This is a genomic window from uncultured Oscillibacter sp., from assembly GCF_900544955.1.
In the GTDB taxonomy this organism is placed as follows: Bacteria; Bacillota; Clostridia; order Oscillospirales; family Oscillospiraceae; genus Oscillibacter.
Genome location: NZ_UQXD01000036.1, coordinates 1 through 25,872 on the forward strand (window position 1 = coordinate 1; position 25,872 = coordinate 25,872).

Annotated in this window: 27 protein-coding genes; 6 read left to right on the forward strand and 21 right to left on the reverse strand. The window is 67.0% G+C overall.

Annotation, left to right across the window (positions count from 1 at the left end; genetic code table 11):
• Positions 1-200: 200 nt before the first annotated feature.
• Both QZS21_RS08825 and QZS21_RS08830 read right to left on the reverse strand, forming a co-directional pair.
• Positions 201-1,055: an EamA family transporter gene (locus QZS21_RS08825; protein ID WP_295582478.1), complete on the reverse strand. Its 855-nt coding sequence runs from the start codon at positions 1,053-1,055 to the stop codon at positions 201-203.
• 17 nt (positions 1,056-1,072) lie between these two features.
• Positions 1,073-2,026 carry a metal ABC transporter substrate-binding protein gene (locus QZS21_RS08830; RefSeq protein WP_295582481.1) on the reverse strand — a complete coding sequence of 318 codons (954 nt, stop codon included), beginning with the start codon at positions 2,024-2,026 and terminating at the stop codon, positions 1,073-1,075.
• Between the two features lie 166 nt (positions 2,027-2,192).
• Here QZS21_RS08830 and QZS21_RS08835 point away from each other — a divergent pair, with 166 nt between their 5' ends.
• The 3 genes from QZS21_RS08835 to QZS21_RS08845 all read left to right on the forward strand — a co-directional run bounded on the left by QZS21_RS08835 (position 2,193) and on the right by QZS21_RS08845 (position 3,513).
• Positions 2,193-2,408 carry a helix-turn-helix transcriptional regulator gene (locus QZS21_RS08835; protein ID WP_295582483.1) on the forward strand — a complete coding sequence of 72 codons (216 nt, stop codon included), beginning with the start codon at positions 2,193-2,195 and terminating at the stop codon, positions 2,406-2,408.
• Positions 2,395-2,844 (forward strand): hypothetical protein, encoded by a 450-nt coding sequence (locus QZS21_RS08840; protein ID WP_295582485.1) that lies wholly within the window; start codon positions 2,395-2,397, stop codon positions 2,842-2,844. Before QZS21_RS08835 ends, QZS21_RS08840 begins: the two co-directional genes overlap by 14 nt.
• Positions 2,845-2,907: 63 nt before the next feature.
• On the forward strand, positions 2,908-3,513 hold the full coding sequence (locus tag QZS21_RS08845; protein ID WP_295582487.1) for an HdeD family acid-resistance protein: 606 nt from the start codon (positions 2,908-2,910) through the stop codon (positions 3,511-3,513).
• Between the two features lie 52 nt (positions 3,514-3,565).
• Here the strand turns inward: QZS21_RS08845 and QZS21_RS08850 are convergent, their stop codons facing one another.
• The 15 genes from QZS21_RS08850 to QZS21_RS08920 form a co-directional block, all read right to left on the reverse strand.
• Positions 3,566-5,005 (reverse strand): aminoacyl-histidine dipeptidase, encoded by a 1,440-nt coding sequence (locus tag QZS21_RS08850; protein WP_295582489.1) that lies wholly within the window; start codon positions 5,003-5,005, stop codon positions 3,566-3,568.
• Positions 5,006-5,137: 132 nt separating this feature from the next.
• A complete protein-coding gene (locus QZS21_RS08855; RefSeq protein ID WP_295582491.1) occupies positions 5,138-6,013 on the reverse strand; it encodes an AraC family transcriptional regulator in 876 nt (291 codons plus the stop codon).
• A 138-nt stretch (positions 6,014-6,151) separates the two neighbouring features.
• Positions 6,152-7,282 (reverse strand): 5-bromo-4-chloroindolyl phosphate hydrolysis family protein, encoded by a 1,131-nt coding sequence (locus QZS21_RS08860; protein WP_295582493.1) that lies wholly within the window; start codon positions 7,280-7,282, stop codon positions 6,152-6,154.
• 3 nt (positions 7,283-7,285) lie between these two features.
• Positions 7,286-7,495 carry a DUF896 domain-containing protein gene (locus tag QZS21_RS08865; RefSeq protein WP_295582495.1) on the reverse strand — a complete coding sequence of 70 codons (210 nt, stop codon included), beginning with the start codon at positions 7,493-7,495 and terminating at the stop codon, positions 7,286-7,288.
• A 90-nt stretch (positions 7,496-7,585) separates the two neighbouring features.
• Complete coding sequence (locus tag QZS21_RS08870) at positions 7,586-8,383, reverse strand: RNA-binding protein (RefSeq protein WP_295582497.1); 798 nt, start codon at positions 8,381-8,383, stop codon at positions 7,586-7,588.
• Positions 8,376-10,127 carry an ABC transporter ATP-binding protein gene (locus QZS21_RS08875; protein WP_295582499.1) on the reverse strand — a complete coding sequence of 584 codons (1,752 nt, stop codon included), beginning with the start codon at positions 10,125-10,127 and terminating at the stop codon, positions 8,376-8,378. The genes QZS21_RS08870 and QZS21_RS08875 overlap by 8 nt, the downstream gene beginning before the upstream one ends.
• A gap of 105 nt (positions 10,128-10,232) precedes the next feature.
• The gene (locus QZS21_RS08880; RefSeq protein WP_295582501.1) at positions 10,233-10,688 is read right to left on the reverse strand and encodes a GNAT family N-acetyltransferase; all 456 of its coding nucleotides are present in this window, start codon (positions 10,686-10,688) and stop codon (positions 10,233-10,235) included.
• A 63-nt stretch (positions 10,689-10,751) separates the two neighbouring features.
• Positions 10,752-11,708 (reverse strand): Ig-like domain-containing protein, encoded by a 957-nt coding sequence (locus tag QZS21_RS08885; RefSeq protein WP_295582504.1) that lies wholly within the window; start codon positions 11,706-11,708, stop codon positions 10,752-10,754.
• A gap of 454 nt (positions 11,709-12,162) precedes the next feature.
• Positions 12,163-12,666, reverse strand: coding sequence for a hypothetical protein (locus tag QZS21_RS08890; RefSeq protein WP_295582506.1), 504 nt, complete (start codon positions 12,664-12,666; stop codon positions 12,163-12,165).
• A 253-nt stretch (positions 12,667-12,919) separates the two neighbouring features.
• A complete protein-coding gene (locus QZS21_RS08895) occupies positions 12,920-13,921 on the reverse strand; it encodes a biotin--[acetyl-CoA-carboxylase] ligase (RefSeq protein WP_295582508.1) in 1,002 nt (333 codons plus the stop codon).
• 102 nt (positions 13,922-14,023) lie between these two features.
• The gene (locus tag QZS21_RS08900) at positions 14,024-15,397 is read right to left on the reverse strand and encodes a uracil-xanthine permease family protein (RefSeq protein ID WP_295582510.1); all 1,374 of its coding nucleotides are present in this window, start codon (positions 15,395-15,397) and stop codon (positions 14,024-14,026) included.
• Positions 15,398-15,657: 260 nt separating this feature from the next.
• Positions 15,658-16,086 (reverse strand): DUF523 domain-containing protein, encoded by a 429-nt coding sequence (locus tag QZS21_RS08905; protein ID WP_295582512.1) that lies wholly within the window; start codon positions 16,084-16,086, stop codon positions 15,658-15,660.
• Positions 16,083-16,469: a DUF3783 domain-containing protein gene (locus QZS21_RS08910; RefSeq protein ID WP_295582514.1), complete on the reverse strand. Its 387-nt coding sequence runs from the start codon at positions 16,467-16,469 to the stop codon at positions 16,083-16,085. The genes QZS21_RS08905 and QZS21_RS08910 overlap by 4 nt, the downstream gene beginning before the upstream one ends.
• A complete protein-coding gene (locus tag QZS21_RS08915) occupies positions 16,466-16,978 on the reverse strand; it encodes a GNAT family N-acetyltransferase (RefSeq protein ID WP_295582517.1) in 513 nt (170 codons plus the stop codon). The genes QZS21_RS08910 and QZS21_RS08915 overlap by 4 nt, the downstream gene beginning before the upstream one ends.
• A complete protein-coding gene (locus QZS21_RS08920) occupies positions 16,975-17,442 on the reverse strand; it encodes an 8-oxo-dGTP diphosphatase (RefSeq protein WP_295582519.1) in 468 nt (155 codons plus the stop codon). Before QZS21_RS08920 ends, QZS21_RS08915 begins: the two co-directional genes overlap by 4 nt.
• A 118-nt stretch (positions 17,443-17,560) precedes the next feature.
• On the opposite strand from QZS21_RS08920, the gene QZS21_RS08925 reads away from it, so the two are divergent.
• Positions 17,561-18,292: a bifunctional 2-polyprenyl-6-hydroxyphenol methylase/3-demethylubiquinol 3-O-methyltransferase UbiG gene (locus tag QZS21_RS08925; RefSeq protein WP_295582521.1), complete on the forward strand. Its 732-nt coding sequence runs from the start codon at positions 17,561-17,563 to the stop codon at positions 18,290-18,292.
• 46 nt (positions 18,293-18,338) lie between these two features.
• On the opposite strand, the gene QZS21_RS08930 is transcribed toward QZS21_RS08925, so the two are convergent.
• On the reverse strand, positions 18,339-20,921 hold the full coding sequence (locus tag QZS21_RS08930) for a cation-translocating P-type ATPase (protein WP_295582523.1): 2,583 nt from the start codon (positions 20,919-20,921) through the stop codon (positions 18,339-18,341).
• A 281-nt stretch (positions 20,922-21,202) separates the two neighbouring features.
• Between QZS21_RS08930 and QZS21_RS08935 the strand changes: the two genes are divergently transcribed.
• Together QZS21_RS08935 and QZS21_RS08940 are read left to right on the forward strand one after the other, a co-directional pair.
• Entirely contained in the window at positions 21,203-22,018 is an 816-nt protein-coding gene (locus QZS21_RS08935; protein WP_295582526.1) for a carbon-nitrogen hydrolase family protein, read from the forward strand.
• The gene (locus tag QZS21_RS08940) at positions 22,015-22,338 is read left to right on the forward strand and encodes an MGMT family protein (protein WP_295582527.1); all 324 of its coding nucleotides are present in this window, start codon (positions 22,015-22,017) and stop codon (positions 22,336-22,338) included. Before QZS21_RS08935 ends, QZS21_RS08940 begins: the two co-directional genes overlap by 4 nt.
• 252 nt (positions 22,339-22,590) lie before the next feature.
• On the opposite strand, the gene QZS21_RS08945 is transcribed toward QZS21_RS08940, so the two are convergent.
• The 3 genes from QZS21_RS08945 to QZS21_RS08955 form a co-directional block, all read right to left on the reverse strand.
• Positions 22,591-22,872 carry a Dabb family protein gene (locus QZS21_RS08945; RefSeq protein WP_295582529.1) on the reverse strand — a complete coding sequence of 94 codons (282 nt, stop codon included), beginning with the start codon at positions 22,870-22,872 and terminating at the stop codon, positions 22,591-22,593.
• Between the two features lies 1 nt (position 22,873).
• On the reverse strand, positions 22,874-24,073 hold the full coding sequence (locus QZS21_RS08950; RefSeq protein ID WP_295582531.1) for a pyridoxal phosphate-dependent aminotransferase: 1,200 nt from the start codon (positions 24,071-24,073) through the stop codon (positions 22,874-22,876).
• Between the two features lie 133 nt (positions 24,074-24,206).
• On the reverse strand, positions 24,207-25,872 hold a 1,666-nt coding region (locus QZS21_RS08955; protein WP_295582533.1), incomplete at its 5' end, for a DNA translocase FtsK.

Genomic DNA, 25,872 nt, shown 5'->3' on the forward strand with positions numbered 1-25,872 from the left:
CTGCGAGGGGGCGGGCGGCGCCCGCCTTTGACGGGGAAGCCGGATGACCGGAGCCTCTGCTTCCTCCCGTGGGAAAGGCCGCCGTGATCACCGGCTCCGCCGCCGGCACCGGCCAGGGGCTGCGCCCGGCCCCGGATCGCCCCCCCGGACATCGGAACCCCGAAGAAAAACGACCGCCTTTGGCGGTCGTTTTTCCTGTCTCAAAGCAGCATCAGCAGCGTTCCCGCCGTCACCAGGGCCAAGCCCACGGCGCCCCGCCGCTCCAGACGCTCGTGGAGTACCAGGGCGGAGAAGGCCACCGTCACCAGAATGCTCAGTTTGTCCACCGGCACCACCACGCTGGCGGGCCCCTCCTGCAGGGCCCGGTAGTAGCACAGCCAGCTCCCTCCGGTGGCAAGGCCGCTGAGGCAGAGGAAGCCCAGCTCCCCCGGCGGAATTGCCCGGAGGGTGTGCTGCTTGCCGGTGAGGAACACCATGCCCCAGGCCAGCACCAGCACCACCGCGGTCCGCAGAGCGGTGCCCAGGTTGGACTCCACCCCCGCCATGCCCAGTTTGCCCAGGATGGCGGTGAGGGCGGCGAACAGGGCCGACCCGGCGGCGTACGCCAGCCACGGCCCCGGCCGGCCGAAGGCCCGCCCCCTCTCCCAGACCATCAGCCAGGTACCGGCCCCCATCACCGCAAGCCCCGCCGCCTTCCCCGGCGACACCGGCTCCCCCAGCAGCAACCAGGCCAGCACCACCGTCACGATGACGCTGGACTTGTCCACCGCCGCCACCTGATGAATGGGCCCCAATTGGAGGGCCCGGAAATAGCACAGCCAGCTCCCCCCGGTGGCAAGGCCGCTGAGCGCCAACAGCACCAGCGTCCGCTCGTCCAGGCCGCTCAGCATCCGGTGGGAGCCGGTGACGACCGTCATCCCCCAGGCGCAGGCCAGCACCACCACGGTGCGGATGGCCGTGGCCACCGTGGAGTCCGTCCGCCGGATGCCGCACTTGGCCAGCACCGCCGTGGCGCCCGCCAGCAGGGCCGAGCCCGCCGCATAGGCCAGCCACATGGCCCTCCCCTCTTTTCCTACAGATTCTCCCGCAGGGCCTCCAAATTGCTTCGCATCAAGCTGACATAGGTGGCCCCGCCGTCCATCTCCGCCTTGGAGACGTTGTGGCAGGTGTGGAACTGGGCGGTCTTCGCCCCGGCGGCCTCCGCGATGCTGTCCGCCACCAGGTGGTTGGAAAACTCAATGTACCACACGGTGGGGATGTGCTCCCGGCGGACCTTGTCCGTCAAAAAGGCCACCGTGGCCGCCGAGGGCTCCGTCTGGGTGCTGCATCCGGGGAAGGCGGCGTAGTAGTCCAGGCCGTACTCCTCTGCAAAATACCGCAGGGGGAACCGGTCGCCGAAGACGATGGTCCGGTCCGGCCGCTGGGCAAAAAAGGCGGCAAACTCCCCGTCCAGCGCCTCGATCTCCCCGGCATAGGCCTCCGCCGCCGCGGCGTAGTCCCCGGCGTGGGCGCCGTCCAGCCGTCCCAGCCGCTCCCCGATGGCCCGGGTGATGGCGGCGGCGTTCCGAGGCGCGGTCCACACGTGCTCATCCATCTCCACCACCGCCCCGGGGCCGTGGTCCTCCTCGTGGTCATGGCCGGGGCCCGCCTGCATCCCCGCCACTGTCTCCTCCTCCAGCAGATCCACACAGTCGATCATCCGCAGGGTGTCCCCCTGCCGCTCCACAGCGCCGAGAATGGTGTCCACCCAGGCGTCGGACTCCCCTCCCAGGTAGAGGAAGAGGTCGCAGTCCTGTACCGCCAGAATGTCGGCGGGGGTGGGCTCATAGGAGTGGCTCTCCGTCCCCGGCGGCAGCAGCAGCGTCACCTCTCCCCACTCTCCGGCGGCAGCCCGGGCAAAATCGTAGGCCGGGAACACCGTGGCCACGATCCGCAGCCCCTCCGTCTCCGGCGCCTCCGCCTCCCGCCGCCCGCAGCCCGTCAGCAGCAGGCCGCAGCACAGCAGCAGCAACAGCAATTTCTTCAATGCGCTCCGTCTCCTTCAATTTGAGAATGATTTTCAGATGTTCATCATACCACGGCCTCTCCCAAAATGCAAGGCCAAAACCAGATTTTTTGTAAAGGACCCTTGACATTTCCCCCAGGGTCTGCTATCCTTTATGTAAAGGAACCTTTACGAAAGGCGGGAGTACATGGAAAACCGCGTGGAGCAGCTGCGCAGGGACCGGGGGCTGAACCAGGAGGCCTTTGCCAGGGCCATCCGGGTCTCCCGGCAGACGGTCAGCGCCATCGAGACCGGAAAGTACAACCCCTCTTTGGACCTGGCCTTTACCATTGCCGATTTTTTCGGCCTTGCCATCGAGGAAATTTTTCTGCATGAGAGGAGTGGGTGTGATGAAAAAACGTGATCTCTGGACCGGCGTCGGTCTGACGGCAATGGGGCTTTTGCTGTTGGCCCTGGCCCTTCTTCTGCCCCAGACGTCCCTGACCAGCCTTCTCTGGGGCTTCACCGGCGCCTTTTGGGCCCCCGGAATCGCGCAGCTGTTCAAATACCGCAAGTGGAGCCGCCCGGAGAACGCGGCGGCCTACCAAGAGCGGCTGGAGGAGGAGCAGATTGATCTGCGGGATGAGCGGAAGGCGATGCTGCGCAGCCGCTCCGCTCACTACGCCTACCTTCTGAGCATGGTGGCGGGCTGCGGGGGCATCGTCCTGTTCTCCCTTCTGGGGATCGCGGGAGACGCCCGGGAGCACTACCGCCTGACGGTGCTGGTGCTCTCCGCCTACGTCCTTTTCCAATACGTGTCCGGCCTGCTGGTTTACCGCCTTCTGGAGCGGCGGTATTGACCCTTCACAAATGGAGAAAAAGGCGTATACTAGAGGTATCCTTGATGAAAAACAGGTGATTGGATGAACAGTCTTTTGCATCGCTTCAAAGTCAACGCCCTTCTCTCCGCCGCCCTGTACACCCTGCTGGGGCTGGTGCTGCTGATCTGGCCCGCCCCCTCCACCCAGCTGCTGTGCACGGCCCTGGGCGTGGTGCTGACGGTCTGCGGCCTGGGGGACATCGCCGTGTTCCTGCGCCGGCGGGACGGCAGCCTCTACGCCGGCGGCCACCTGCTCTTGGGGGTGGTGCTGGCGGCGGTGGGCATCTGGCTGATAGCCCGGCCCACGCTGATCGCCGTGGTGATCCCCCGGATCATCGGCGTGCTGATCTGCATCCACGGCGGCGGCAACCTGAAGGACGCCGCCACCCTGCACCGCCTGGGGGCCTCCCGATGGATGGCGGCCCTGGTGCTGGGCCTGGTCTCCCTGGTCCTGGGCGCCGTACTGGTCTTCGACCCCTTCGACGCCTTCACCACCGTGGTGCGGATCATCGGCCTCTTCCTGGTGTACGACGGCGTCAGCGATTTTTACGTGACGTGGCAGGTGGACCGGGCGCTGAAGCGGGCGGACCCCCGCCCCGGCGACCTCCATGACGCGGTGGACGTGGACTTCCGGGACGCGGAGGAGTGACGCTCCGCAAAAACAAGCGGCCGCCCCGTGGGGCGGCCGCTTATTTTTGCGCTTACCGGCTCTCCCGCAGCACCTCCAGCAAAAATGCCCAGACCCGCTGCACGGAGGCAATGCTCATCCGCTCCCGGGGCGTGTGGATCTCCGTCAAATCCGGCCCCACGGACACGCAGTCCAGCTCCGGCAGCTTCCCGCAGAGGATGCCGCACTCCACACCGGCGTGGATGGCCTCCACCCTCGGCTCCCGGCCGTACTGGGCCCGGAACACCGCCGCCATCCGCTCCCGCAGGGGGGAGACGCGGCGGTACTCCCAGGCGGGGTAGTCGCCGGAGATGTCCACCGTCCCGCCCAACTGCTCCGTCAGGCAGCGGAGGCGGTCGTGGAGCATGACCTTTTGGGAGGCCACGGAGCTGCGGACGCAGAAGGTGGCCTCCAGCGTGTCCCCCGCCGTTTGCAGCACCCCCAGATTCAGGGAGGTCTGCACCATGCCGGGGATGTCCCGGCTCATGTCCTGGACGCCGTTGGGGGCGCAGGCCAGCAGGCACAGGGCCCGGGCGGTGGTCCCGCGGTCCGCCGGCATCCCCGACGCCTCCGCCGCCGCCACCGTCACCCAAAGGCCCGGCTCCGTGGCGGCGTACTCCCTTTGCAGGGCGGCGGCCAGGGACTCCGCCGCGGCCGTGGCCGCCGGCCCGTCCGCCACGGACACCAGCGCCTCCGCCGCCGTGGGGATGGCGTTGTCCTTCAGCCCACCCCGGGCGGACAGCAGCCGCAGCTCCCCGGCCCCCGCCATGGCCCGCAGCACCCGGCCCAGCAGCATGTCCGCGTTCCCCAGGCCCTTGTGAATCTCCGCGCCGGAGTGGCCCCCGGCGAGGCCGCCGACCTCCACGCGCAGGACCTGCCCGGCAAAGGCCTCCCGCACCAGGGGCAGGGCGCAGCGCACCATGCTGCCCCCCGCGCAGCCCACGGTAAACACCCCCTCCTCCTCGGAGTCCAGGTTGATGAGCTGCCGCCCCCGCAGCGGGGAGACGTCCAGGGCCGCCGCGCCCAGCATCCCGATCTCCTCCTCGGTGGTCAGCACCACCTCCAGCCGGGGATGGGGCAGGGCGCCGTCGTCCAGCACCGCCAGGGCCATGGCGGCGGCGATGCCGTCGTCCCCGCCCAGGGTGGTGCCTCTGGCGTAGACGCCGTCCCCCTCCACTGCCAGGTCCAGCCCCTCCCGCTCCATGTCCTTGGTCACGCCGGGGGCCTTTTCGCACACCATGTCCAGATGCCCCTGGAGAATGACGGCGGGGGCGGCCTCGTAGCCGGGGGAGGCCTCTTTGATGAGGATGACGTTGTTGGCCGCGTCCTGGTAGTGCTCCAGCCCCCGCTCTTTGGCAAAGGCCACGCACCAGTCGCTGACGGCCCGGGTGTTCCGGGAGCCGTGGGGGATGGCGCAAAGCGCCTCAAAGAATCGGAACACGCTCTTCGGTTCCAGATGGTCCAATACAGCCATGGGGTCCACTCCCTCTTTTTGATGATGTCCCCAGTATACCCCAGCGCGCCAGTCTCACGCAAGAGCGGCGGAAAAAAGAGGGCCGCCCGTCCATTCGGACGGGCGGCCCTGCCTCGCTGGGGCCGGAGCCCCTTACGCCTTCTCCGTCACCGCCACCCAGATCTCACAGGCGTAGGCCGGGTTCTGTACCTCCGCCGAGGGGTAGACCTCCAGCTCCACGCCGTTTCCGTAGGCGTAGTTGCTCTGGGGGAAGAACTCCGTGCAGATCCGCCGGTAGGTGCTCTGGAAGACCTCGGGCATCTTCCCCCGGCAGGGGAAGACGGCGTAGGTGTGGGCGGGAATGTCCACCAGCTCCAGCCGCTCGTCCTCCACCGGCAATCCGCCGTACTCCGCGCCGATGCCGTAGGGGAACCCGGCGGGCACCATCTCCTCCGAAAAAGAGATGCCCAGAATGCCCCCCAGACGGTCGAACCGCCCGTACCGGCACAGCGCCTCGATGGTGCCGTCCTCGCCGCACCGGCGCCAGAGGGCGGCGATGTCCGGCTCCGCGCTCTCCCCCTGGGGCCCGGCAATCCGCTTCCGTCTGCAAATCACCTGGAACGCCTCCCGCCTCTCAATTCTGTACTCCATTGTACTGCCTCCTGATACCATCAATCTTACGGACAATCTGGAGAAGGACTTCACCGTCTCGCCCCGCCGCGCCTCCGTGGGGGAAATCCCGTGGAACCGGGCGAACGCCCGGGAAAAGCTCTCCGGGGTGTCGTAGCCGTATTTCAGCGCGATGTCGATGACCTTCTCCCGGGTTCGGATCAGGTCCTCAGCGGCCAGCGTGAGACGGCGCAGCCGGATATACTCCCCCAGGGAAACCCCGCACACCACGCTGAAAATCCGCTGAAAATGAAACGCCGACGAGCAGGCCCGGCTTGCCACTGCCGCGCAGTCGATCTCCTCCATCAGATGCGCCTCCGTGTAATCCAGCGCCCGCTGAATCCCCGCTGCCCAGTCCATCTCCACTCCTCCTTCCGCAGGACTTCATTCTATCCCCTCTGGCGGCAGCTGTCCTGACTTTTCCTGCTGCGGGATGACAGGTCCGAAAAAACAGCGGCAGGCCCGCCGCCTGCCGCTGGATTCCGCCTGAAAACCGGCTCACTCCTCCTGCTCCTGGACGGCGGTGCCCAGGCCGAAGTCCCGCTCCACAGAGGCGGTGTCCCGCCGGAGCATGGTCTCCATCACCCGGATGTCGCTGTCCACGTCCAGCACGTCCGCCTTGTACAGCTCGTCCAGCTGGTGCTCGAACCCCTGGATGATGGCGTCCATGGTGGCCTCGATGCGGCTTTTCGCCTGGCGCAGGTTCTCCCCCTCCACCCCGGCGGCCTCAAACTGGGCGTAGGAGTCCAGCAGCTTCTGGGTGGTAGGCAGGTAGTAGTTCAAGAAGGTGTCAATCCGTCCCCGCTTTTTGGGGTCCTCCTCCACCGCCCGGAAAATGCGGGCGGTGATGTCCTCCAGCCGGTCGATCTTGGCGGAGAGGGCCGGGTCCGCGATGCGGTCGTTGGTCCGGCGGATGTTCCGCAGAATGCCGGAGTAGCCCGTCTCCGCCTCCGGCGGGGCCTGTTCCGCCTCCCGAACCGGCTCCCGGGCCGCCGCCCGCCGCTTTTTCAGCAGCTCGTCGGCCTGGCCGCTGCGCAGAAGATAGCCCAGCTCCACGTTCAGATAGGCCTGTCCGCCGAAGTACCCCTTGTCGATCATCCTCTGCAAATCCCGCTCCACCCGCTTTTCAGAGTAGCCCAGGGTCCGGGCCAGCTCCTCCACGGAGATGGCCTCCCGGTCTCCCATCACCGCCAGATACTTGGCGTAGCGCTTGAGCTGGCGGTCCATGTTGACGCCGCTGTACAGCATGGCCCCGCCGGCAGCGGCCAGGGCAAGCCACTGCAGCAGCTCCGGCAGCCAGAGCCCCACATTCACGGCCATCCAGATCCCGGCCACAGCCAACACCGCACCCGTAGCTTTCAGAAGCTTGGCGTTGGACTTCTTGGCTGCCGGGGAGCGGGTGACCTTCTTCACCGCCTTCGCTGCCCGGTTGGCGGGCGCGGCGGCGCGGGCCGTCCGGGGCGCCCCGGCGGTCTCCAGAGGCGGCGCCGTCCGCCGCTTCTTTTCGTCGCTGCCGAAGAGCTTGAAAAACAGCAGGATCAGCGCCACCGGCCAGGCGTCGACCACAAAGAAAAACACAATCAGCGCCCAGGGGAACCAGTCGTCGTTCTTTTTCTGCTTGGTGGCCACCCCTCACTCCCCCTTCTTTTTCAGCTTGTGTTTCTCGCCCTGCTCGTCCACCAGATAGGTGTGGTCCAGCTGGCCCTGGAGGCTGCCCACCACGGCGTCGATATACGCCCGGCGCAATGCGGCCCGCTCCGCCGTCTCCTCTTCCGTCAGGCCCTCGGGGGTCTTGGCCTTCCGGGCCAGCGCGTTGAGGCGCTCAATCTGCTTTTGCTCCATGTCCCTCTCCTCTCCGGCGCCCGGGCGCTCCCGCGCAGGCGCCAGGTCCCATGCTTCCAGGCACCTGCGGTGTCCCCGCTCCGGCGCCCCTCAAACATACCGCTTCAGCACAATGGACGTGCGCCCCTTCCGGGTGACGCCGCCCACCTCCGCCAGTTCCATTTTCCCAAAACCCCGGGCGGAGACGGTGTCCCCCGCCGCGAGGAGCTTGTCCGGCTTGACGCACTCCCGCCAGTTCACCTGGACGTGGCCTCCGGCGATGAGGTCCGCCGCCTTGCCCCGGGCCATCTGAAAGCCCGCGGAAACCACGGCGTCCAGCCGCAGGGAGGACACGGTGTCCCGCACCTCCCGGCACTGCACCTGGGGAACGCGGATGTCTTCGGCGTCCACGGCGCGCAGCGCCAGCTTCGCCCGGCCGGCGGTGTCCCAGCTCTGCAATAGGAACTCCGCCACCGTGTCCGCCACCAGCAAATCCGCGCTGTCCGGCCCCACCAGGATATCCCCCACCTTCTCCCGGACGATGCCCATGCCCATGAGGCTGCCCAGCAGATCCCGGTGGGTCAGGCCGTACTCGGCCCGGAAGGCCGCCCGCAGGCAGCGGATAGGGCTGTAGGCCTCCGCGTCCTCCGCCTCCAGCCAGTCCGGCAGAAACAGCAGCAGCTTCCGCTCCGCCCCCTGGTAGCCGCCCAGGAGGACGTACCGGCCCTCCGCCGTCCCGTTCAGGCGCAGCAGGTCCAGCGCCAGGCTCTGCTGCTGGGGGCTGAGAAAGTCCGTGGCGGCGGGGCTGCCCCGGCTCTCCGCCTGGGCCGCCCGGTCCAGCACCCGGGCCAGGAGCATCCGCTCCTCCCCCACGGCTCCCACCCGGTCCAACAGCCTGCCCTTATCCATGGCGCAGCTCCTGGGTCCGGACCAGGGCGGCATAGGCCCCGTCCCGGGCCATCAGCTCCTCGTGGCTGCCCAGCTCCGCGATGCGGCCCTCCTCCACCACGGCAATGCGGTCGGCGTTGCGGACGGTGGAGAGCCGGTGGGCGATGATGATGGTGGTGCGGCCCCGGGAGAGCTTTTCAAAGGTCTCCTGCAGCCGGGCCTCCGTCACGCTGTCCAGGGCGGAGGTGGCCTCGTCCAGAATCAGCACCGGGGGATCCTTCAAAAAGATGCGGGCGATGGAAATCCGCTGCTTCTGCCCGCCGGAGAGGAGCGTGCCACGCTCCCCCACGTAGGTGTCAAACCCGTCGGGCATGGCCACGATGTCGTCGTAAATCTCCGCCAGCCGGGCCGCCCGGGCCACTTCCTCCTCCGTGGCGTTGGGACGGCCGTAGCGGATGTTCTCCAGAATGCTGGCGGCAAAGAGGAACACCTCCTGCTGCACCACCCCCACGTTCTGCCGCAGGGACTCCTGGGTGACCTCCCGGACGTCCAGCCCGTCGATGCGGACGGCGCCGCCGGTGACGTCGTAAAACCGGGGAATCAGCTGGCAGAGGGTGGACTTTCCGCCGCCGGAGGGTCCCACCACCGCCACGGTCTCCCCCGGGCGGATGTGGAGGTCCACGTCGTGGAGCACCGCCAGGTCATCCTGGTAGGCAAAGCTCACGTGGTCCACGTCGATGCGGCCCTCCACCCGCTCCAGGGCCTGGGCGCCGGGGGCGTCCTGCATGGCGGGCTCCTCCCGCATCAGCTGGATGAACCGGCCCAGGCCGGCGGTGCCGTTGGCAAAGAGCTCGGCAAAGGTGGAGAGCTTGCGGACGGGATTCACAAACGTGGTGATATAGAGGCTGAAGGTGATGAGGTCCACGGTGTCCATCTTCCCCGCCATGATGAGGGCGCCGCCGGCGGCGATGACCGCCGCGGAGAGGATGCACAAAAAGAACTCCATCACCGCGTTGAACCGGCCCATGGCCTTGTGGAACTGGCGCTTGGAGGTCTTGTAGCTGTCGTTGGACTGCTCGAACTTCCGCAGCTCCGCCGCCTCGTTGGCAAAGGCCTTGGCGGTGCGGATGCCGGAGAGGCCCGACTCAATGTCCGCGTTGATGACGGCGGTGCGCTGCTTCACCCGGGCGGAGGCCTCGCTCATGGAGCGGCGGCAGGCCCACACCACCAGGAAGAAGACGGGCAGGATGACGGCGATGACCAGGGCCAGCCGCCACTGGATGGTGAACATGATCATCATGGAGCCCAGAATGGTGACGCCGGAGATGAAGATGTCCTCCGGGCCGTGGTGGGCCAGCTCCGTGATGTCAAAGAGGTCGGCGGTGAGGCGGCTCATCAGCTGGCCGGTGCGGTTGCGGTCAAAGTAGTCGAAGCTCAGCTCCTGCATGTGGCGGAACAGGTCCCGGCGGATGTCCGCCTCCACCAGAATGCCGAAGGTGTGGCCCCAGTAGCCGATGACATAGGTCAGCACCGCCCGCAGGGCGAAGGCGGCGAACACCACCCCCATCACGGCGAAAAAGGTCTGATAGGCGCTTCTTGGCAGCAGCTCATACATGCACCAGCGGGAGACGTAGGGGAACGCCAGGTCGATGAGGGAGATCAGCAGGGCGCAGCCCAGATCCATGGCAAACAGCCGCCGGTGGGGCCGGAAATAGGACAAGAAAATCTGCAGCGCGGACTTTTCCTGAAATTCACGGGTCGTCATATCCATGCTCCTTGTTTTGAGATCAATCATGGTATAGGATACCACGATTTCCGCAAAAACGCAACGAAATCCCCCTTAAAATAGCCGGTCCGGCGGTGAACCGCCTTACGCCGTCCCCTCCGGCAGCCGCATGTGCAGCAGCGGATAGGGTCCGCCCTGCTCGTCCCGGTCCGACCGGCCGCAGGCCACAAAGCCCAAATGGGCGTAAAAGCCCGCTGCCTGGGGATTCTGCTCGTTCACGCAGACCCGGCGGACGCCCCAGCGGCGCACCGCCATACAGACCAGGGCCTTCCCCACGCCGCCGCCCCGGGCCGACGGATGGACAAACAGCATCTCCAGCTTGTCCCCCTCCACGCCCAGAAAGGCCGCAGGCGCGCCGGTCTCGTCAAAGGCCGCCGCCAGATGGGGCACCGCCCGCAGCGCCTCCGGGACGTAGGCGCCGATGCGCCGGATCTCCTCAGGTGTGAGAAAGCGGTGGGTGGCGGTGACGGAGGCCTCCCACACCGCGGCCAGGGCATCGATCAGCGCCGCGGGCCGCTCCTTGAGCTCCCGGTATTCCATTGGATGTTCCTCCCATCAAAGAGCGCCCCGGACGCGGCCGCGTCCGGGGCGCTGACTCATAGATCACTTCACGCGGACAATGCAGGACATGGACGCGCCGTCCCAGGAGACGGTGACCGTGGCGTTGCCGGGGGCGACGGCGGTGACGTTGCCGCTGCCGTCTACCGTGGCGACGCCGGCGTTGGAGCTGCTCCAGGTCAGGGCGGTGGTGACACCCGTCAGCTTCAACTGGAATTTCTCCCCCACGTGGAGGGTCATGTCCTCCCGGTTCAGGGTGTGGGCGCCGCCGGAGCCGCTGTCCCCGCCGGTGACGGCGGGCGCCGTGGGCAGGCTGCCCGACGCGCTGACCCGCACGATGCACACGCCCTTCTTGCTGCCGTCGGTGACCAGCACCCGGGCGGTGCCGCCGGAGACGGCGATGACCTTGCCGGAGCTGTCCACCGAGGCGATGCCGTCGTCCTCGCTGATCCAGGTGTAGCTTCCGCTGCCGCCGGAGACGGTGATGGTGTGGCTCTCGCCCAGGTTCTTCAACGTGAAGTCCGTGGTACTGAGGGTCAGGCCGTCGGGCAGCTTGGCCGCCGTCTCATAGTCCGTCCCTCCGCCAGTGGGCGTATCCGCCTCCGGCGGGGTATCCTCGGGCATGGTGCCGCCGGGCTCCTGGTCGTCCGGACCGGCCGGATCCACCGGATCGGTCGGCCCCGCCGGGTCGTCGTCCGCCGGGCTGCCGGTCTGCCCCGGGGTCACGTCGCCAATGGGAGGCGGCTCCTCTCCCCGGAACTTCTCTGCGATCTTGTCACCCCAGAGGAGGTACACCAGCAGTCCCGCCATGATGAGAATCAGCACCACCAGCGTGGGGGTGATGAGATTCACCGACTGCTTTCCGGCGCTCCGGCGACCGCCCCGGTTGGCCCGGCGCAGCTTCTCTCCCTCCTGAAAGGCGGCCTCCTCCTCGCAGAAGGGGCACTCTTTATAGGTATCGGAGTATCTCTCCCCACAGATGGGGCAGCGTTTCATAGCCATGACAGTCCTCCTGGTCTCTCCTGATTTTACAATTTACATAATATCGGCTTTTCCCGTGCCCGTCAATAGCGGCGCGTCGAATTTTCAGGAAATTCACGCTTTCCCCTGTTTTTCCGCCGGAGGCCGGGGCGCAAAAGGAGAAGGCCCGCCGCCATGTCCTGCCGGGAGGCCTTGGGGCGTGGCTAAAACAGGCACCCACCCCGCAAAAGCGGGGTGGGTGCCTGTTGGGATGGCGATGCGCATGATCGTTCTCCGGATTTGCGAATTTCGGCAAGGTGTGCGGAGAAACCGTTTCACTCTTCCCGCCTGGTGGGCTCCCAGCAAAGGCAGGTGAGATGGCCGACGGCGTATGAAATGCACCGTTACTCTTGACCGTTGGCCGGCGCCGCCGGCTTTGCCATCTCCCGATCAACCGGAAGTCGTCCGGACGCCTGATACCAATAAGACGCACCTATCACTTTTTCCTCTTTTCAGGATAAAAGGCGAGAAACAGCTTGATATATTCTGGTATTCTTGCAAGGTCGGGAGAAAAAAACCAAAAAGCAAAACCGTCACAGAATTCATATTGTTTCCCATGAATGGTATAACTTTTCCTGTGGCTGCATGAACTGTCCTCTTTCATATTATGGCAATGCTTACAGGCCCCGTAATCGCCTGTAAAGGCTTGCTGAATATAGTCCGGGGCCTGTTCAATGGCCTGTCGCTGCTTGTCCACACTGCTAAAGTACATGCGAAGAATAAGGTCATTCTCCCGTAGATAAATCCGGGCGTATGATTTTTTGCTTTTCACACCTGCCTTCGTGTAGATTATCATTTTCCGCCCCCAACAATATCCGTCCCCAATTGTCTGGTTGCTGGTATATCCCAGCCTATCCATTTCAGCGTCAAAGGCTATTATAAATTTCTTGTCACTAGGACTGACAAAACTATAGGTTTCCTCTTTTAATAGATCTTCCATCGCTCTCTCCTTTAAGCTGTACGCCTTATCCGCCGAAGGCGCACATCTTCCGCCTTTCCCATCTGCTTGGGCAAACCGCATGGGAGCCCTTTTTGCTGAGTGCGAGAGGCCGTACACCGCCGTCAACAGCCCGCATGCCGTCGCATGTTTTCCACACTGCTAAAACTTGTCCTGCTCTCCGCGGCGGGTCGCTGTCTCCCGGCGGCGGGGATCGGAGCCTCCCTTTACCGCCGGGCGGCTCCCCTCCCGCGGCTCACTCCGCGTAGCCGTACAGCCCCCGGACGGACACCTCGCCGGAGCGGACGGTCCGCAGCGCCCCGCTCCCGTCCCGCACCACCAGTCCGAAGTCCCGGTCGATGTCCACGGCCTCCGCCGTCTCCCTGCCCCCGGCGGACAGGAGCTGGACAGTGCGGCCCAGGTTCACGCAGTCCCGCCGGTAGGCGGCCAGATAGGACGCGGTCTCCCCGCTCCGCAGCGCCCCGTACAGCCGGTCCAGCGCCTCGATGAGCGCCGCGGCCAGCGCCGGGCGGGACACGGGCCGGCCCAGAGCCAGGGCCAGGGAGGTGGCCACCTCCACCACCTCCGGGGCGAAGTCCGCCGCGCCGTGCAGCACGTTGACGCCGATGCCCAGCACCAGATACTGCAATCGTCCCGACTCCCCCTCCAGAGAGAGCTCCGTCAAAATGCCGCAGAGCTTCCGGCCGTTCAGCACCGGGTCGTTGGGCCACTTCAGCCCCGGACGGACGCCGCACACCCGCTCCACCGCGTCGCACAGCGCCACGCCCGCCATGGCCGTCACTGGCAGCAGCCGCTCCACCGGCAGGTCCGGCCGCAGCAGCGCCGTTAAATAGATGCCCTTGTCCCGGGGGGACTGGAAGGATCGCTCCATCCGGCCCCGCCCGGCGGTCTGGCTGTTGGCGATGACCACGGTGCCGTCCGCCGCCCCCTCCAGGGCCAGCTGCTTGGCCCGGGTGTTGGTGGAGTCCAGCTCCTCGAAGCAGCGCAGCTCCCGCCCCACGGTCTCCACCGCTCCCAGGAAGCTGCGGATCTCCACCTCCGTCAGGGCGTCCGGCACGGCGGTGAGGCGGTAGCCCAGGCCCGTGCGGGCCTCGATGGCGTAGCCCTCCCGGCGCAGGCCGTCCACCGCCTTCCACACCGCGGTGCGGCTGAGCCCCAGGCGGCGGCTCAACTCCTCGCCGGAGAGGTAGGCCCCCTCCTCCGCCCGCAGCAGCTCCAATACAATCTCACGGCTCATGGTCCGCCCCCCTTTCTTCGGTGTTGAGCATACCACGTTTCCCCGGAAAAGTAAACCGCCCGCTCCTCTGGAGCGGGCGGTGGGGGCGGCGAGGGAAGGAACTCAATACCGGCCCAGGGAGGCGGCGGTGTCGGCGCCTGCGCTCTGGCCGAACTGGAAGTCGTTGCCGGGCAGAATGGCGTTGAGCACGATGCCCGCAATGGCGGCGATGGCCAGGGAGGTGAGGGTGATGGAGGCCCCGGCCACCTGGAAGGTCAGCCCGCCGGTGAAGCCCAGGCCGCACACCAGGATGACGGCGGCAATGATGAGGTTGCGGCTGTTGGTGAAGTCCACCTGGTTTTCCACCACGTTGCGCACGCCGATGGCGGAGATCATGCCGTAGAGGATGAAGCTGACGCCGCCGATGATGGCCGCGGGAATGGTGTTCACCACATAGGCGAAGGCCGGAGAGAAGGACAGGATCACCGCGTAGACGGCGGCCAGCCGCACCACCCGGGGATCGTGCACCCGGGAGAGCACCAGCACGCCGGTGTTCTCGCCGTAAGTGGTGTTGGCGGGGCCGCCGAACAATCCCGCCATGGCGGTGGCCACGCCGTCGCCCATCAGGGTCCGGTGGAGGCCCGGCTCCTCAATGAAGTTCTCCCCCACCGTGGCGGAGATGGCGGACATGTCGCCGATGTGCTCCATCATGGAGGCGACGGCGATGGGGGCCATCACCAGAATGGCGGAGATGTCGAACTTGGCGACGCTGCCGGTGAAGTCGGTGAGGAAGGGCTGGCCGCCCAGGATGGGGTTGGTACCGCCCAGCAGCGTGGTGCCCACCAGGCCGGAGAAGTCCACCATCCCGGCAAGCAGAGCCACCACATAGGACCCCACCACGCCCAGGAGGATGGGGATGATCTTCACCATGCCCTTGCCCCAGATGTTGGCCACCACGATGATGGCCATGGCCACCAGGGCCAGCCACCAGCATGTGGAGGCGTTGGAGACAGCGGAGGGGGCCAGGTTCAGGCCGATGAGGATGATGATGGGGCCGGTGACCACCGGGGGCAGGAAGTGCATCACTTTGTGGACGCCCACCACCTTGATGACGCCCGCCAGCACCACGTACAGCAGCCCCGCCACCACGATGCCGCCGCAGGCGTACTGGAGCTTTTCCCCGCCGCTCATGGCGGCATAGATCCCGCTGTCCATGGCGCCCATGGCGGCGAAGCCGCCCAGGAAGGCGAAGGAGGAGCCCAGGAAGGCGGGCACCTTCAGCTTCGTGCAGGCGTGGAAGAACAGGGTGCCGATGCCGGCGAAGAACAGCGTGGTCTGAATGCTCAGGGGCAGGCCGTAGGTGTTCACCAGAATCGGCACCAGCACCGTGGCGCCGAACATGGCGAACATGTGCTGAAGACCCAGGATCAGCATTTTGGGTGTGCCCAGGGTCCGGGCGTCCCGGATGGGCCGGGCGGCGGAAGTCGTCTCTTTCATAACATCTCTCCTCTCAAAAATCACACACAGGCAAAAAAAATACCGGCACGAAGGCCGGTCCCGCTGGGAATGGAAAAATAAGAATAAGAGGTCCCCGCGATCCCGCTGGCGCGCCCCATTTCAAACAGCATCCCGGTCCCCTCCTCTCGTTATTTTGACCTATTATACAGAAAGCCCCCCGGGATTGCAATGTGGCATTTTCATGACAGGCAGAGAGAAAAACCGCCGCTTTTTGTCGAAAATGACGGGGCCGCGCCCCGTCATTTCAGCAGCTCTTCGATTTGGGACTCCCCGTACACCGGAATGCCCCGCTCCGCCAGCAGGGCCGCCGTCACGCCGTCCCCCGCCGTCAGCGCGCCGGAAAACGTGCCGTCGTACACGGCGCCGCGGCCGCAGGAGGGGCTGCGCTCCTTCAAAACCGCCGCCCGGCAGCCCAGCAGGGCGCACAGCTTCCAGGCCTCCTCCGACCCCCGGCGGTAGGCCTCCGTCACGTCTCCGTCCCTCGTCACCACCTGCGCTCCCCGCCGCTCCGCAGGCGGGCGGGGGGGGGGCAATCCCCCCAGCTGCTCCGGGCACACCGGCACCAGCTGGTGCCGCTCCGCCAGCGCCGCCGCCAGGGGATGGGGCTTGGCCGCGCCGTCGTACCGGCAGCAAACCCCCAGCAAACAGGCGGAAACCAGCACCCTCACGGCCGTCCTCCGCCGTCCTGGATGGCCTGGCGCTCCCGCAGCAGCTCCCCGTACAGCGCCACCGCGTTCCAGCCCCGGTTGTGGGGGGTCAGCACCGCCTTCAGGCACTCCGGCCCCGCCCCGGCCTTGCCCAGGGCGGGCAGCAGGCCCTCCAGCTGGTTGTCCAGCCCGCACAGCACCAGCATCCGGCCCCCCAGGGTCCCTCCGGCGTAGGGCGGCGCCGGCACGGCCTCCGTGTCCAGCCCCGCCAGCACCCCCAGGGGCTTGTTGTAGTCCCCCCGGGACACCGGCACCACCTCCGCCCCCAAAGGGGCCACGGCGGACTCCAGCGCCAGGATGTTCAGCAGGGAATCAAAGCCAAACAAGAGGATGGTTCCATTCATACAGGTCTCTCCTTCCCGCCGCCGGTGCAGCGCAGATATGTCCAGACATCCAGCAGCCTTCCCTCCCGGCAGAAGGCGCCGGGGCGCACGCCGGTCCGCCAAAAGCCCAGCCGCTCCAGAATGTGGACGCTGGCGGCGTTCTCCGCCACCACCTCCGCCCGGACCTCCGGCGCCGGGAACTGCCGCTCCAGCGCCTCCAGGGCCAGGGAGGCGCCCCGCAGGCCCAGTCCCCGCCCCCAGCAGGCGGGGGAGAGCTGGTAGAACAGGCCGAAGACCCCCGTCTCCACCGGCGGACAGCCGGCAATCCCGCAAAAGCGACCGCCCTCCTCCAGGGCGAAGATGGTGGGTGCGGGCAGTCCCGCCTGGCAGGCCAGCAGTTGGTCCAGCCGCCGCCGGGACTCCGCCGGGCCGCAGGGGCCGGGGACGTTGGTGTAGCGGATCACCGCCGCCTCCCGCCACAGCGCCGCCACGCCCTCCAAATGGGCGGCGGACAGGGGCACCGCCCTCATGCCAGCGCCTCCCCGTTCAGCACCGCCCGGACCAGCCGCTCTCCCCGGTAGCACAACTTCAGGGAGAAGAAGGGGGCGTCCGTATCCAGCAGCTTCAGGAAAATCCGGTCCCCCTCCCACAGGGGCAGGGCCAGCAGGTCCGTCTTTTGGATCCACTGCAGCTCCCCCTCGTCGCAGGGGTGGGGCGTGCCGGTCCAGCCGGCGGCGGTGAACAGGTGCATGTACTCCGTCTCCGCCCGGTCGGAGACGAAGGTCACCAATCCCCGGTAGCGGTAGTCCGTCAGCGTGAGGCCCGTCTCCTCCCAGGTCTCCCGGAGGAGGCAGTCCTCGGGGCTCTCCCCCTCCTCAAACTTTCCGCCCACGCCGATCCATTTGTCGCGGTTGAGGTCGTCGGCCTTTTTCACCCGGTGGAGCATCAGGTACGCGCCGTCCCGCTCCAGGTAACAGAGTGTGGATTGGATCATGGCACATCTCTCCTTTTTTGCCATTATACCCGCATTCCGCCAAAAAGAAAACCCCCTTTCGCAAAGCGGCAAACGGTGGTATCATAGAGGGGATTCTAGGACAAGGAGACGGAAACCTATGAGCGGCGTTTATGACGATCCCGCGTTTTTTGACGAATATGCCCAGATGTCCCGCAGCCGGCAGGGTCTCTCCGGGGCGGGGGAGTGGCATCAGCTCCGCCCCCTCTTCCCACCGCTTGCCGGAAAGGCCGTGCTGGACCTGGGCTGCGGCTACGGCTGGCACTGCGCCTATGCCGCGGACCAGGGGGCGGCAGAGGTGCTGGGCATCGACCTCAGCGAGCGGATGATCCGGGAGGCGGAGGCACGGAACTCCTCGCCCCGGATCACCTACCGGGTCCAGGGGCTGGACGGCTACGACTATCCCGCCGGGCGGTGGGACTGCGTGGTGTCCAACCTGGTGCTCCACTATGTGGCGGACTTGGAGCCGGTATTCCGCAGGGTCTTCCAAACCCTCCGCCCCGGCGGGGCGTTCCTTTTGAACATGGAGCACCCGGTCTTCACCGCCGGAGTGGGCCAGGACTGGGCCTACGGCCCCGACGGCGCCATCCTCCACTGGCCGGTGGACGGCTACTTCTCCCCCGGCCCCCGGACCACCCGCTTTCTGGGCCGGGAGGTGGAGAAGCAGCACCACACCCTGACCCAGATTCTGATGGGCCTGCTGCAAGCCGGCTTCCGCCTGGACGTGGTGGAGGAGGCCGTGCCGCCCGCAGAGATGCAGTCCCTGCCCGGCATGGCCGACGAGCTGCGCCGGCCCATGATGCTGCTGGTGCGGGCGGTAAAGCCCCAATGACGCCAGAAGGACCGCCCCGGCCTGTGCCGGGGCGGTCCTTTTTTCATCACTTCCGGGTGCGGAGGGCCTTGAGCAGCTGGATGACCAGCAGCGAGGCGAAGGACAGCCCCGCCACGGCCCCCACCAGCGGCGCGGACAGCGCCGCCACCTGGAACAGCGGCTCCAGCGCCGGGATCAGCAGCACGCTCCCCAGCAGCAGCGCCCCCAGGGCGAAGGCCCCCAGGAGAAAGCGGTTGTTCCAAAACCGCCGGGTGAACAGCACCGGGCGCCGGGACTTGCAGTTGAAGCCGTGGAACAGCCGGGAGAGGCACAGCGTGGCAAAGGCCATGGTGCTGCCCACGGCGGCACCGCCGTGGCTGAGGCCCAGGTGGAACGCGGCGATGGTGGCCGCGGCGAGGACCACGCCCTCCGCCGCCACGCCGGTGAGGAACTCCCGGGTCAGAATCCCCTCGCTCCGGGGCCGGGGCCGCTCCGCCATCACCGCGTCGGTGTGGGGCTCCAGCCCCAGGGCGATGGCGGGCAGGGAGTCCGTCAGCAGGTTGATGAACAGCAGGTGCACCGCCGCGAAGGGCACCGGCAGGCCCATCAGCGAGGCGTACAGCACTGTCAGAATGCCCGCCGTGTTGCCGGAGAGCAGGAACTGGATGGCCCGCTTGATGTTGGCGTACACGTTCCGCCCGTTTTTCACCGCCTGGACGATGGTGGCGAAGTTGTCATCCGTCAGCACCATGCCGGCGGCGTCCTTGGCCACCTCCGTGCCGGTGACGCCCATGGCCACGCCGATGTCCGCCTGCTTCAGGGCGGGGGCGTCGTTCACGCCGTCACCGGTCATGGCCACCAGGTTCCCCCGGTCCTGCCAGGCCCGGACAATGCGGATTTTGTGCTCCGGGGACACCCGGGCGTAGACGCTGACCTGGGGGACGAAGGCCCGCAGCTCCTCGTCGCTCATGCCGTCGATGGCGCTGCCCTCCACCGCCTGGGTGCCCTCGGTGAGGATGCCGATCTCCCGGGCGATGGCGGAGGCGGTCACCCGGTGGTCGCCGGTGATCATGATGGGCCGGATGCCCGCGGCGACGCACTCCGCCACCGCGGCTCTGGACTCCTCCCGGGGCGGGTCCATCATGGCGATGAGGCCCAGGAAGGTGAGGCCCCTCTCATCCTCCAGGCTGACGGCGGCGCGCTCCACCGTCCGGCAGGCAAACGCCAGCACCCGCAGCCCCTCCCGGGAGAATTGCTCGTTGACCCGCTCCACCTCCGCCCGCTCCTGGGGGGAGAGGAGGCACCGGTCCAGCAGCACGTCCACGGCGCCCTTGGTGACCATCATCAGCCCGCCGGAGAGCTGGTGGACGGTGGACATCAGCTTGCGGTCGGAGTCGAAGGGAATCTCCGTCACGCGGGGCCAGCGCTCCCGGGTGGCCTCCTCGTCAAAGCCGTGGTCCTCCCCCAGGCGCACCAGGGCGGTCTCCGTGGGGTCCCCCACCTCGCCGCTCTCGTTCACCGTGGCGTCGCTGCACAGCAGCGCCGTCCGCAGCAGGGGCTCCTGCACGGGGTCGCGGAAGTCCGCCGCCTCCGCGGCGATGATCCGCCCGCCGGTGTAGAGCTTTTTCACCGTCATCTTGTTCTGGGTCAGGGTGCCGGTCTTGTCGGAGCAGATGACGGACACGCTGCCCAGGCCCTCCACCGCCTGGAGCTTGCGGATGATGGCGTTCTCCCGGGCCATCTTCTGGGTGCCAAAGGAGAGGACGATGGTGACGATGGAGCTGAGCGCCTCCGGAATCGCCGCCACCGCCAGGGCCACGGCGAAGAGGAAGGCGTTCATCACGTTCTCCTGCCGCACAAAGACGCTGACGGCAAACAGGGCGGCGCAGAGGATCAGGATGCCCACGGAGAGCTTCTGGCCGAACTGGTCCAGGCTCACCTGGAGGGGGGTCTTCTTCTCCTCCGTGCTCTTCAGCAGGGCAGCGATCCGGCCCATCTCCGTGGACATGCCGGTACCGGTGACCAAAAACCGGGCCCGGCCGTAGGTGACGAAGCTGCCGGAGAACACCATGTTCCTCCGGTCTCCCAGTGGGACCTCCCCCGGAATCTCCCCCAGGGCCTTCTCCACCGGCAGGCTCTCGCCGGTGAGGGCGCTCTCGGCGCATTTCAGGCTGGCGCACTCCAGCAGGCGGCCGTCGGCGCAGACCGAGTCCCCCGCCTCCAGCACCACCACGTCCCCGGGCACCACCTCCCGCCCCGGCACCTGAAGCACCCGCCCGTCCCGCACCACCTTGGCGGTGGGGGCAGACATCTGCTTCAGGCTGTCCAGGGAGGCGGCGGCCTTCACGGTCTGCACGGTGCCCAGCACCGCGTTCATGGTGATGACCGCCAGAATGACGAACATGCTCTCCACGTCGCCCAGCACGGCGGACACGGCGGCGGCCAGAATCAGGATGAGCACCAGGAAGTCCGCGAACTGTTCCAGGAAAATCCGCAGCACGCCCTTCTGCCTGCCCGCCTGCAGTTCGTTGGGGCCATAGGTCTCCAGCCGCCGGGCGGCCTCCGCCGCGGAGAGGCCCTCCCCGCTGCACTGGAGGTCCCGGAGCAGCTCCACTCTGCTTTTTTGCCAGGTTTTTTTCTTGTCTTCCATACCCTTCTCCTTCCGGCAAAACGCAAAAAAAGCGAGCCTTTTGCGTCAATGCCCAGCATTGATACAAAAGTCTCGCCGTTTCAATCCGCAGCGGGGCCGCAGCCCGTACTGACGCCCACGGATACACAGTGTCTGTGCCAGCTACTCCCTTTTCTTATGGGGCAATATACACGCATTTTTCCCGTTTGTCAATCCCCTATCCCGTTCAGGCTCCGCAAAGTTTTTTTCGTTGCCCTCGGCGGGCGGCCATGGTATGATAGCACCAGCAAGGAGGGATTGCCATGCGCGTTGCCCTGATTCAAATGCCCGTGACGGCGGACAAGGCGGAAAATCTCCGCACCGCCTGCGGATCCATCCGGGAGGCCGCCGCCCATGGGGCGGAGGTGGCGGTGCTGCCGGAGATGTTCTGCTGCCCCTACCAAAACGACTGCTTCCGCGCCTACGGCGAGGCGGAGGGCGGCCCCGTCCAGCAGACCCTCTCCGCCCTGGCGGCGGAACTGGCGCTCTACCTGGTGGCCGGCTCCCTGCCGGAGCTCGCGGAGGGGCGGGTCTACAACACCAGCTTCGTCTACGGCCCCCAAGGGGAAACCCTGGCCAAACACCGGAAGGCCCACCTCTTCGACATCGACGTGGCGGACGGCCAGTCCTTCCGGGAGTCCGACACCCTGTCCCCCGGAAACGCCGTCACCACCTTTGAAACCCGGTTCGGCACCATGGGGCTGTGCGTCTGCTTCGACCTGCGGTTTGAGGAGCTAGCCCGGTGCATGTGCCTCCGGGGGGCCAAGGTCCTCTTCGTCCCCGCCGCCTTCAACATGACCACCGGCCCCGCCCACTGGGAGCTGCTCTTCCGCCAGCGGGCGGTGGACAACCAGTGCTTCACCGTGGGCGTCTCCCCCGCCCGGGACGAGACGGCGGGCTATGTGGCCTACGGCAGCTCCCTGGCGGTGGACCCCTGGGGCACGGTGCTCTGCCGGGCCGGGGCGGAGGCCGCCGTTTTGTACGCCGACCTGGACCTGGGGCGGATCGACGCCGTGCGGCGCCAGCTCCCCCTCCTCTCCGCCCGGCGGACGGACCTGTACGAGGTGCGGGAGCGGTGAGCGGCCGGGTGTTTGCGGCCTTTTACGACGTGGTGCGGCGCATTCCCGCCGGGAAAGTGGCCACCTACGGCCAGGTGGCCCGCCTGGCGGGCATGCCCCGGTGCGCCCGGACGGTGGGCTACGCCATGGCTGGGTGCCGGGACGCCTCCGTCCCCTGCCACCGGGTGGTGGACCGCCTGGGCGGCACCAAGGCCTGCTTCGACGTCCACGCCCCCGGCACCCAGCGGGCGCTGCTGGAGGCGGAGGGGGTGTCCTTCCGGGCCGACGGCACCGTGGACCTGGAGCGGTGCGGGTGGGCTGGCCCGCCCTCCCCCTTTTGACCAGGGAACTTGCACAGGCCCCGGAAACCAAGTCGGTTTCCGGGGCCTGTGCAGCTTATCCAAAAAACTGCGCGGCGAGGGCAAATACCACTCTCTCTTCCGCCGCGGCGCGTAGGCGGCGGAACGCCCCGTTCGACGTGCAAGGGGAGAAGCGGCGGGCCAAAGGCGCACCGCAGCCTTCCCAGACCAAAGCCTGCGGCACGCTTCCGGCAGCCGCAAGCCCCGGGAACCCATGGGTTCCCGGGGCTTGTTTTAGAAGATGTAATCCACCGCCGCCCGGTCCTCCCGGATGGACTTGCACAGCGCGGACACCGCCTGGTGCCGGGGGTCCGCCTTGTAGGCCTCCAAATCCGCCAAGCTGGCGAACTCGCTGACCAGCACGGCGTCGTAGTTCCCCTGCCCCGCGTTCACCGCCGTCTCACAGCGCAGCAGCTGGGGAATGACGCCCTGCAAGCCTTGCAGCCCTTCCAGAAACGCGGCCTGCTCCGCCTCCGTGCCGGGGCGGAATTTCCACATGACGATATGTCGGACCATCTCAGCCCTTTCTGGCGTTGTACGCCGCAATCCCCCGGCCCAAAATCTCCACCGCCCGGCGCAGGTCGTCGGGGTTTGTGACGTAGGCGATCCGGGCCTTGTTCCGGCCGTCGTCGGGGTTTTCGTAGAAGCCCTCGGCGGGGGTGAACATCACGGTCTCCCCCTGGTCGTCAAACTCCTCCAGCAGGAAGTACTGCAATTTCTCCGCGTCGTCCACCGGCAGCGTGGCCATCAGGTAGAAGGCACCCTCCGGGGAGTTGAAGGTGACGCCGGGGATCTGGGACAGCCCCTCCACAATGGCCTCCTTGCGCTGCTCGTACTGGGCCAGGACGTCGGCGTAATAGTCGGAACTGAGCCGGTTGTACATGGCGGCGGCGCCGGCCTGCTCCAGCGTGCCGATGCAAAGGCGGCTCTGGCAGAGCTTGGAGGCCTCCTCCAGCAGCCGCCGGTTCCGGGACACCAGGGCGCCCACCCGGGCGCCGGTGGCGGAGAACCGCTTGGACACGGAGTCCACCACCACGATGTTCTCCGCCGCGTCGGCGTACTTCAGCATGGTGGAGACGGCCCGGCCGCCGTAGACGATCTCCCGGTATACCTCGTCGCTGATGAGGTAGAGCTGGTGCTCCTTGGCAATGTCCACCAGGGTCCGCCGCTCCTCCTCGCTGAGCACCACGCCGGTGGGGTTGCCGGGATTGGTGATGAGAATGGCCCGGGTGCGCTCGTTGATGAGGGGCTCGATGCGGGCGCGGTCGGCGTAGTGGTAGCCCTCTGCCAGGGTGGTCTTGATGGGCCGGATCACGGCGCCGGTGATGCGGATAAAGGTGTCATAATTGGGATAGTAGGGCTCCGGCACCAGCACCTCGTCCCCGTCGTCCAGCAGGCAGCTCATGATGATCTGGAGCGCCTCGCTGCCGCCGAAGGTGGCCAGGATGTCGTCGCAGGTGATGTCGCAGCCCAGCCGCCGGTAATAGTCCCGGGCGGCCTCCAGAAAGTCCGGGGTGCCGGGGGCCGGCGCATAGGCCACAACCTTGTCCTCAAAGTTCCGGATGGCGTCGAAGAAGACCTCCGGCGTCTCAATATCCGGCTGGCCGATGTTCAGATGGCGGATGTTCAGCCCCTTTGCCTCCGCCGCCACCTCGTAGTGGTAAAATTTCCGGACGGGGGACAGTCCGCACGTCTCGACCTTGCGGGAAAATCTCATGGTTGTGGCCTCCTTGCCTCAAATCAAATTCAAAGTATCCTTATTGTACCATGGTTTTTCAAGTTGTCAACAGTTTTTCTCATAGGGGGATATGCGAAAAAGGAGTGGCAAGCCACTCCTTTTTCGAAAGCTTTCACAGCCCCTCGTCCCCCTCCACGGGGAAGGGCGGTTCGCCGGCGTCCGGGGCGCCGCCCATCTGCTGCTCCTGCCACTGAGCGCGGGTGATGAGAAGCTGCCGGGGCTTGGAGCCCTCGAAGGGGCCCACGATGCCCCGCTCCTCCATCTGGTCCACCAGCCGGGCGGCCCGGGAATAGCCTAGCTTCAGCCGCCGCTGGAGCATGGACACGGAGGCCTGCCCCGTCTCCAGCACCACGTCCACGGCGGCGGGCAGCAGCTCGTCTCCCTCGTCCTCGCCGGGGTCGGCGGAGGCGGCGGAGGCGCCCTTGCCGCCCTTCTCCTTCTCCTGAATGGACTCCTCGATCTTGGCGATCACCTCGTCGGAGTACTGGGCCTCGCCGCTCTGCTTCACGCACGCCACCACGTCCTCGATCTCCTCCGGGGAGATGAAGCAGCCCTGGACCCGGGTGGGCTTTCCGGCCCCCAGGGGGGCGTACAGCATGTCGCCCTTGCCCACCAGCTTCTCCGCGCCGGTGGTGTCCAAAATGATGCGGGACTCCAGGGAGGAGGCCACGGCGAAGGCGATGCGGCTGGGGATGTTGGCCTTCATGAGGCCGGTGATGACGTCCGCCGAGGGCCGCTGGGTGGCGATGACCAGGTGGACGCCGGCGGCGCGGCCCATCTGGGCCACCCGGCAGATGGACTCCTCCACCTCCTTGGCGGCCACCAGCATCAAATCCGCCAGCTCGTCGATGACCACCACCACGGCGGGCAGGGTCTCCATCCCCTCCGTGGCCCGGGCCAAGCGGTTGAACTCCTCCAGCTTCTTCACCCCGTGCTCCGAGAAGGTCTTGTATCGCTTCATCATCTCAAACACCGCCCACTGGAGGGCGCCGGCGGCCTTCTTCGGGTCCGTCACCACCGGGATCAGCAGGTGGGGAATGCCGTTGTAGGGGGCCAGCTCCACCATTTTGGGGTCCACCATGATGAAGCGCACCTCGTCCGGGGTGGACTTGTACAGCAGGCTGATGATGAGGGAGTTGGTGCACACGGACTTGCCGGAGCCGGTGGTGCCGGCGATGAGCACGTGGGGCAGTTTTTCGATGTTGCCGATGACATTCCGCCCGCCGATGTCCCGGCCCAGGGCGAAGGCCACGTGGGACTTGTGCTCCGTGAAGTCCCGGGACTCGATGACGTCCCGAATCAGCACCGGCGTCACCTGCTTGTTGGGCACCTCGATGCCCACCACGGAGATCTTGTCCGGGATGGGGGCGATGCGCACGCCGGTGGCCCCCAGGGCCAGGGCGATGTCGTCCGCCAGGTTGGTGATTTTGGAGAGCTTCACCCCCTGGTCCAGCACAAACTCGTACCGGGTGACGGCGGGGCCGTGGACCACGTCCCCGGGAGAGGCGTCCACGCCGAAGCTGGTGAGGGTCTCCGCCAGGCGGCGGGAGTTGTTCCGCAGCTCCGCCCCGGCCTCCACATGGTTCTCCTCCCGGTTCTCGTGGAGCAGCGTCACCGGCGGGAAGCGGTAGGCGTCCTCCCCGGTGGCCATCTTCTCCTCGATCTCCGCCGCCACGGCGGCGGTCTGCACGGCCACCTCCCGGGCGGTGGCGGCCTTCTCCCTCCGGGGGGCCGGGGTCTCCGGCGCGGGGGGCGCCTCCGCCGGGGGGGCCTCCCGG

Bases quoted from the DNA above. Each gene is read 5' to 3' on its own strand.
- QZS21_RS08825 (WP_295582478.1), bottom strand. From the start codon at position 1,055: ATGTGGCTGGCCTATGCGGCGGGCTCGGCCCTGCTGGCGGGCGCCACG.
- QZS21_RS08835 (WP_295582483.1), top strand. From the start codon at position 2,193: ATGGAAAACCGCGTGGAGCAGCTGCGCAGGGACCGGGGGCTGAACCAG.
- QZS21_RS08840 (WP_295582485.1), top strand. From the start codon at position 2,395: ATGAAAAAACGTGATCTCTGGACCGGCGTCGGTCTGACGGCAATGGGG.
- QZS21_RS08845 (WP_295582487.1), top strand. From the start codon at position 2,908: ATGAACAGTCTTTTGCATCGCTTCAAAGTCAACGCCCTTCTCTCCGCC.
- QZS21_RS08850 (WP_295582489.1), bottom strand. From the start codon at position 5,005: ATGGCTGTATTGGACCATCTGGAACCGAAGAGCGTGTTCCGATTCTTT.
- QZS21_RS08855 (WP_295582491.1), bottom strand. From the start codon at position 6,013: ATGGACTGGGCAGCGGGGATTCAGCGGGCGCTGGATTACACGGAGGCG.
- QZS21_RS08865 (WP_295582495.1), bottom strand. From the start codon at position 7,495: ATGGAGCAAAAGCAGATTGAGCGCCTCAACGCGCTGGCCCGGAAGGCC.
- QZS21_RS08870 (WP_295582497.1), bottom strand. From the start codon at position 8,383: ATGGATAAGGGCAGGCTGTTGGACCGGGTGGGAGCCGTGGGGGAGGAG.
- QZS21_RS08875 (WP_295582499.1), bottom strand. From the start codon at position 10,127: ATGACGACCCGTGAATTTCAGGAAAAGTCCGCGCTGCAGATTTTCTTG.
- QZS21_RS08880 (WP_295582501.1), bottom strand. From the start codon at position 10,688: ATGGAATACCGGGAGCTCAAGGAGCGGCCCGCGGCGCTGATCGATGCC.
- QZS21_RS08885 (WP_295582504.1), bottom strand. From the start codon at position 11,708: ATGGCTATGAAACGCTGCCCCATCTGTGGGGAGAGATACTCCGATACC.
- QZS21_RS08890 (WP_295582506.1), bottom strand. From the start codon at position 12,666: ATGGAAGATCTATTAAAAGAGGAAACCTATAGTTTTGTCAGTCCTAGT.
- QZS21_RS08895 (WP_295582508.1), bottom strand. From the start codon at position 13,921: ATGAGCCGTGAGATTGTATTGGAGCTGCTGCGGGCGGAGGAGGGGGCC.
- QZS21_RS08900 (WP_295582510.1), bottom strand. From the start codon at position 15,397: ATGAAAGAGACGACTTCCGCCGCCCGGCCCATCCGGGACGCCCGGACC.
- QZS21_RS08910 (WP_295582514.1), bottom strand. From the start codon at position 16,469: ATGAATGGAACCATCCTCTTGTTTGGCTTTGATTCCCTGCTGAACATC.
- QZS21_RS08915 (WP_295582517.1), bottom strand. From the start codon at position 16,978: ATGAGGGCGGTGCCCCTGTCCGCCGCCCATTTGGAGGGCGTGGCGGCG.
- QZS21_RS08920 (WP_295582519.1), bottom strand. From the start codon at position 17,442: ATGATCCAATCCACACTCTGTTACCTGGAGCGGGACGGCGCGTACCTG.
- QZS21_RS08925 (WP_295582521.1), top strand. From the start codon at position 17,561: ATGAGCGGCGTTTATGACGATCCCGCGTTTTTTGACGAATATGCCCAG.
- QZS21_RS08930 (WP_295582523.1), bottom strand. From the start codon at position 20,921: ATGGAAGACAAGAAAAAAACCTGGCAAAAAAGCAGAGTGGAGCTGCTC.
- QZS21_RS08935 (WP_295582526.1), top strand. From the start codon at position 21,203: ATGCGCGTTGCCCTGATTCAAATGCCCGTGACGGCGGACAAGGCGGAA.
- QZS21_RS08945 (WP_295582529.1), bottom strand. From the start codon at position 22,872: ATGGTCCGACATATCGTCATGTGGAAATTCCGCCCCGGCACGGAGGCG.
- QZS21_RS08950 (WP_295582531.1), bottom strand. From the start codon at position 24,073: ATGAGATTTTCCCGCAAGGTCGAGACGTGCGGACTGTCCCCCGTCCGG.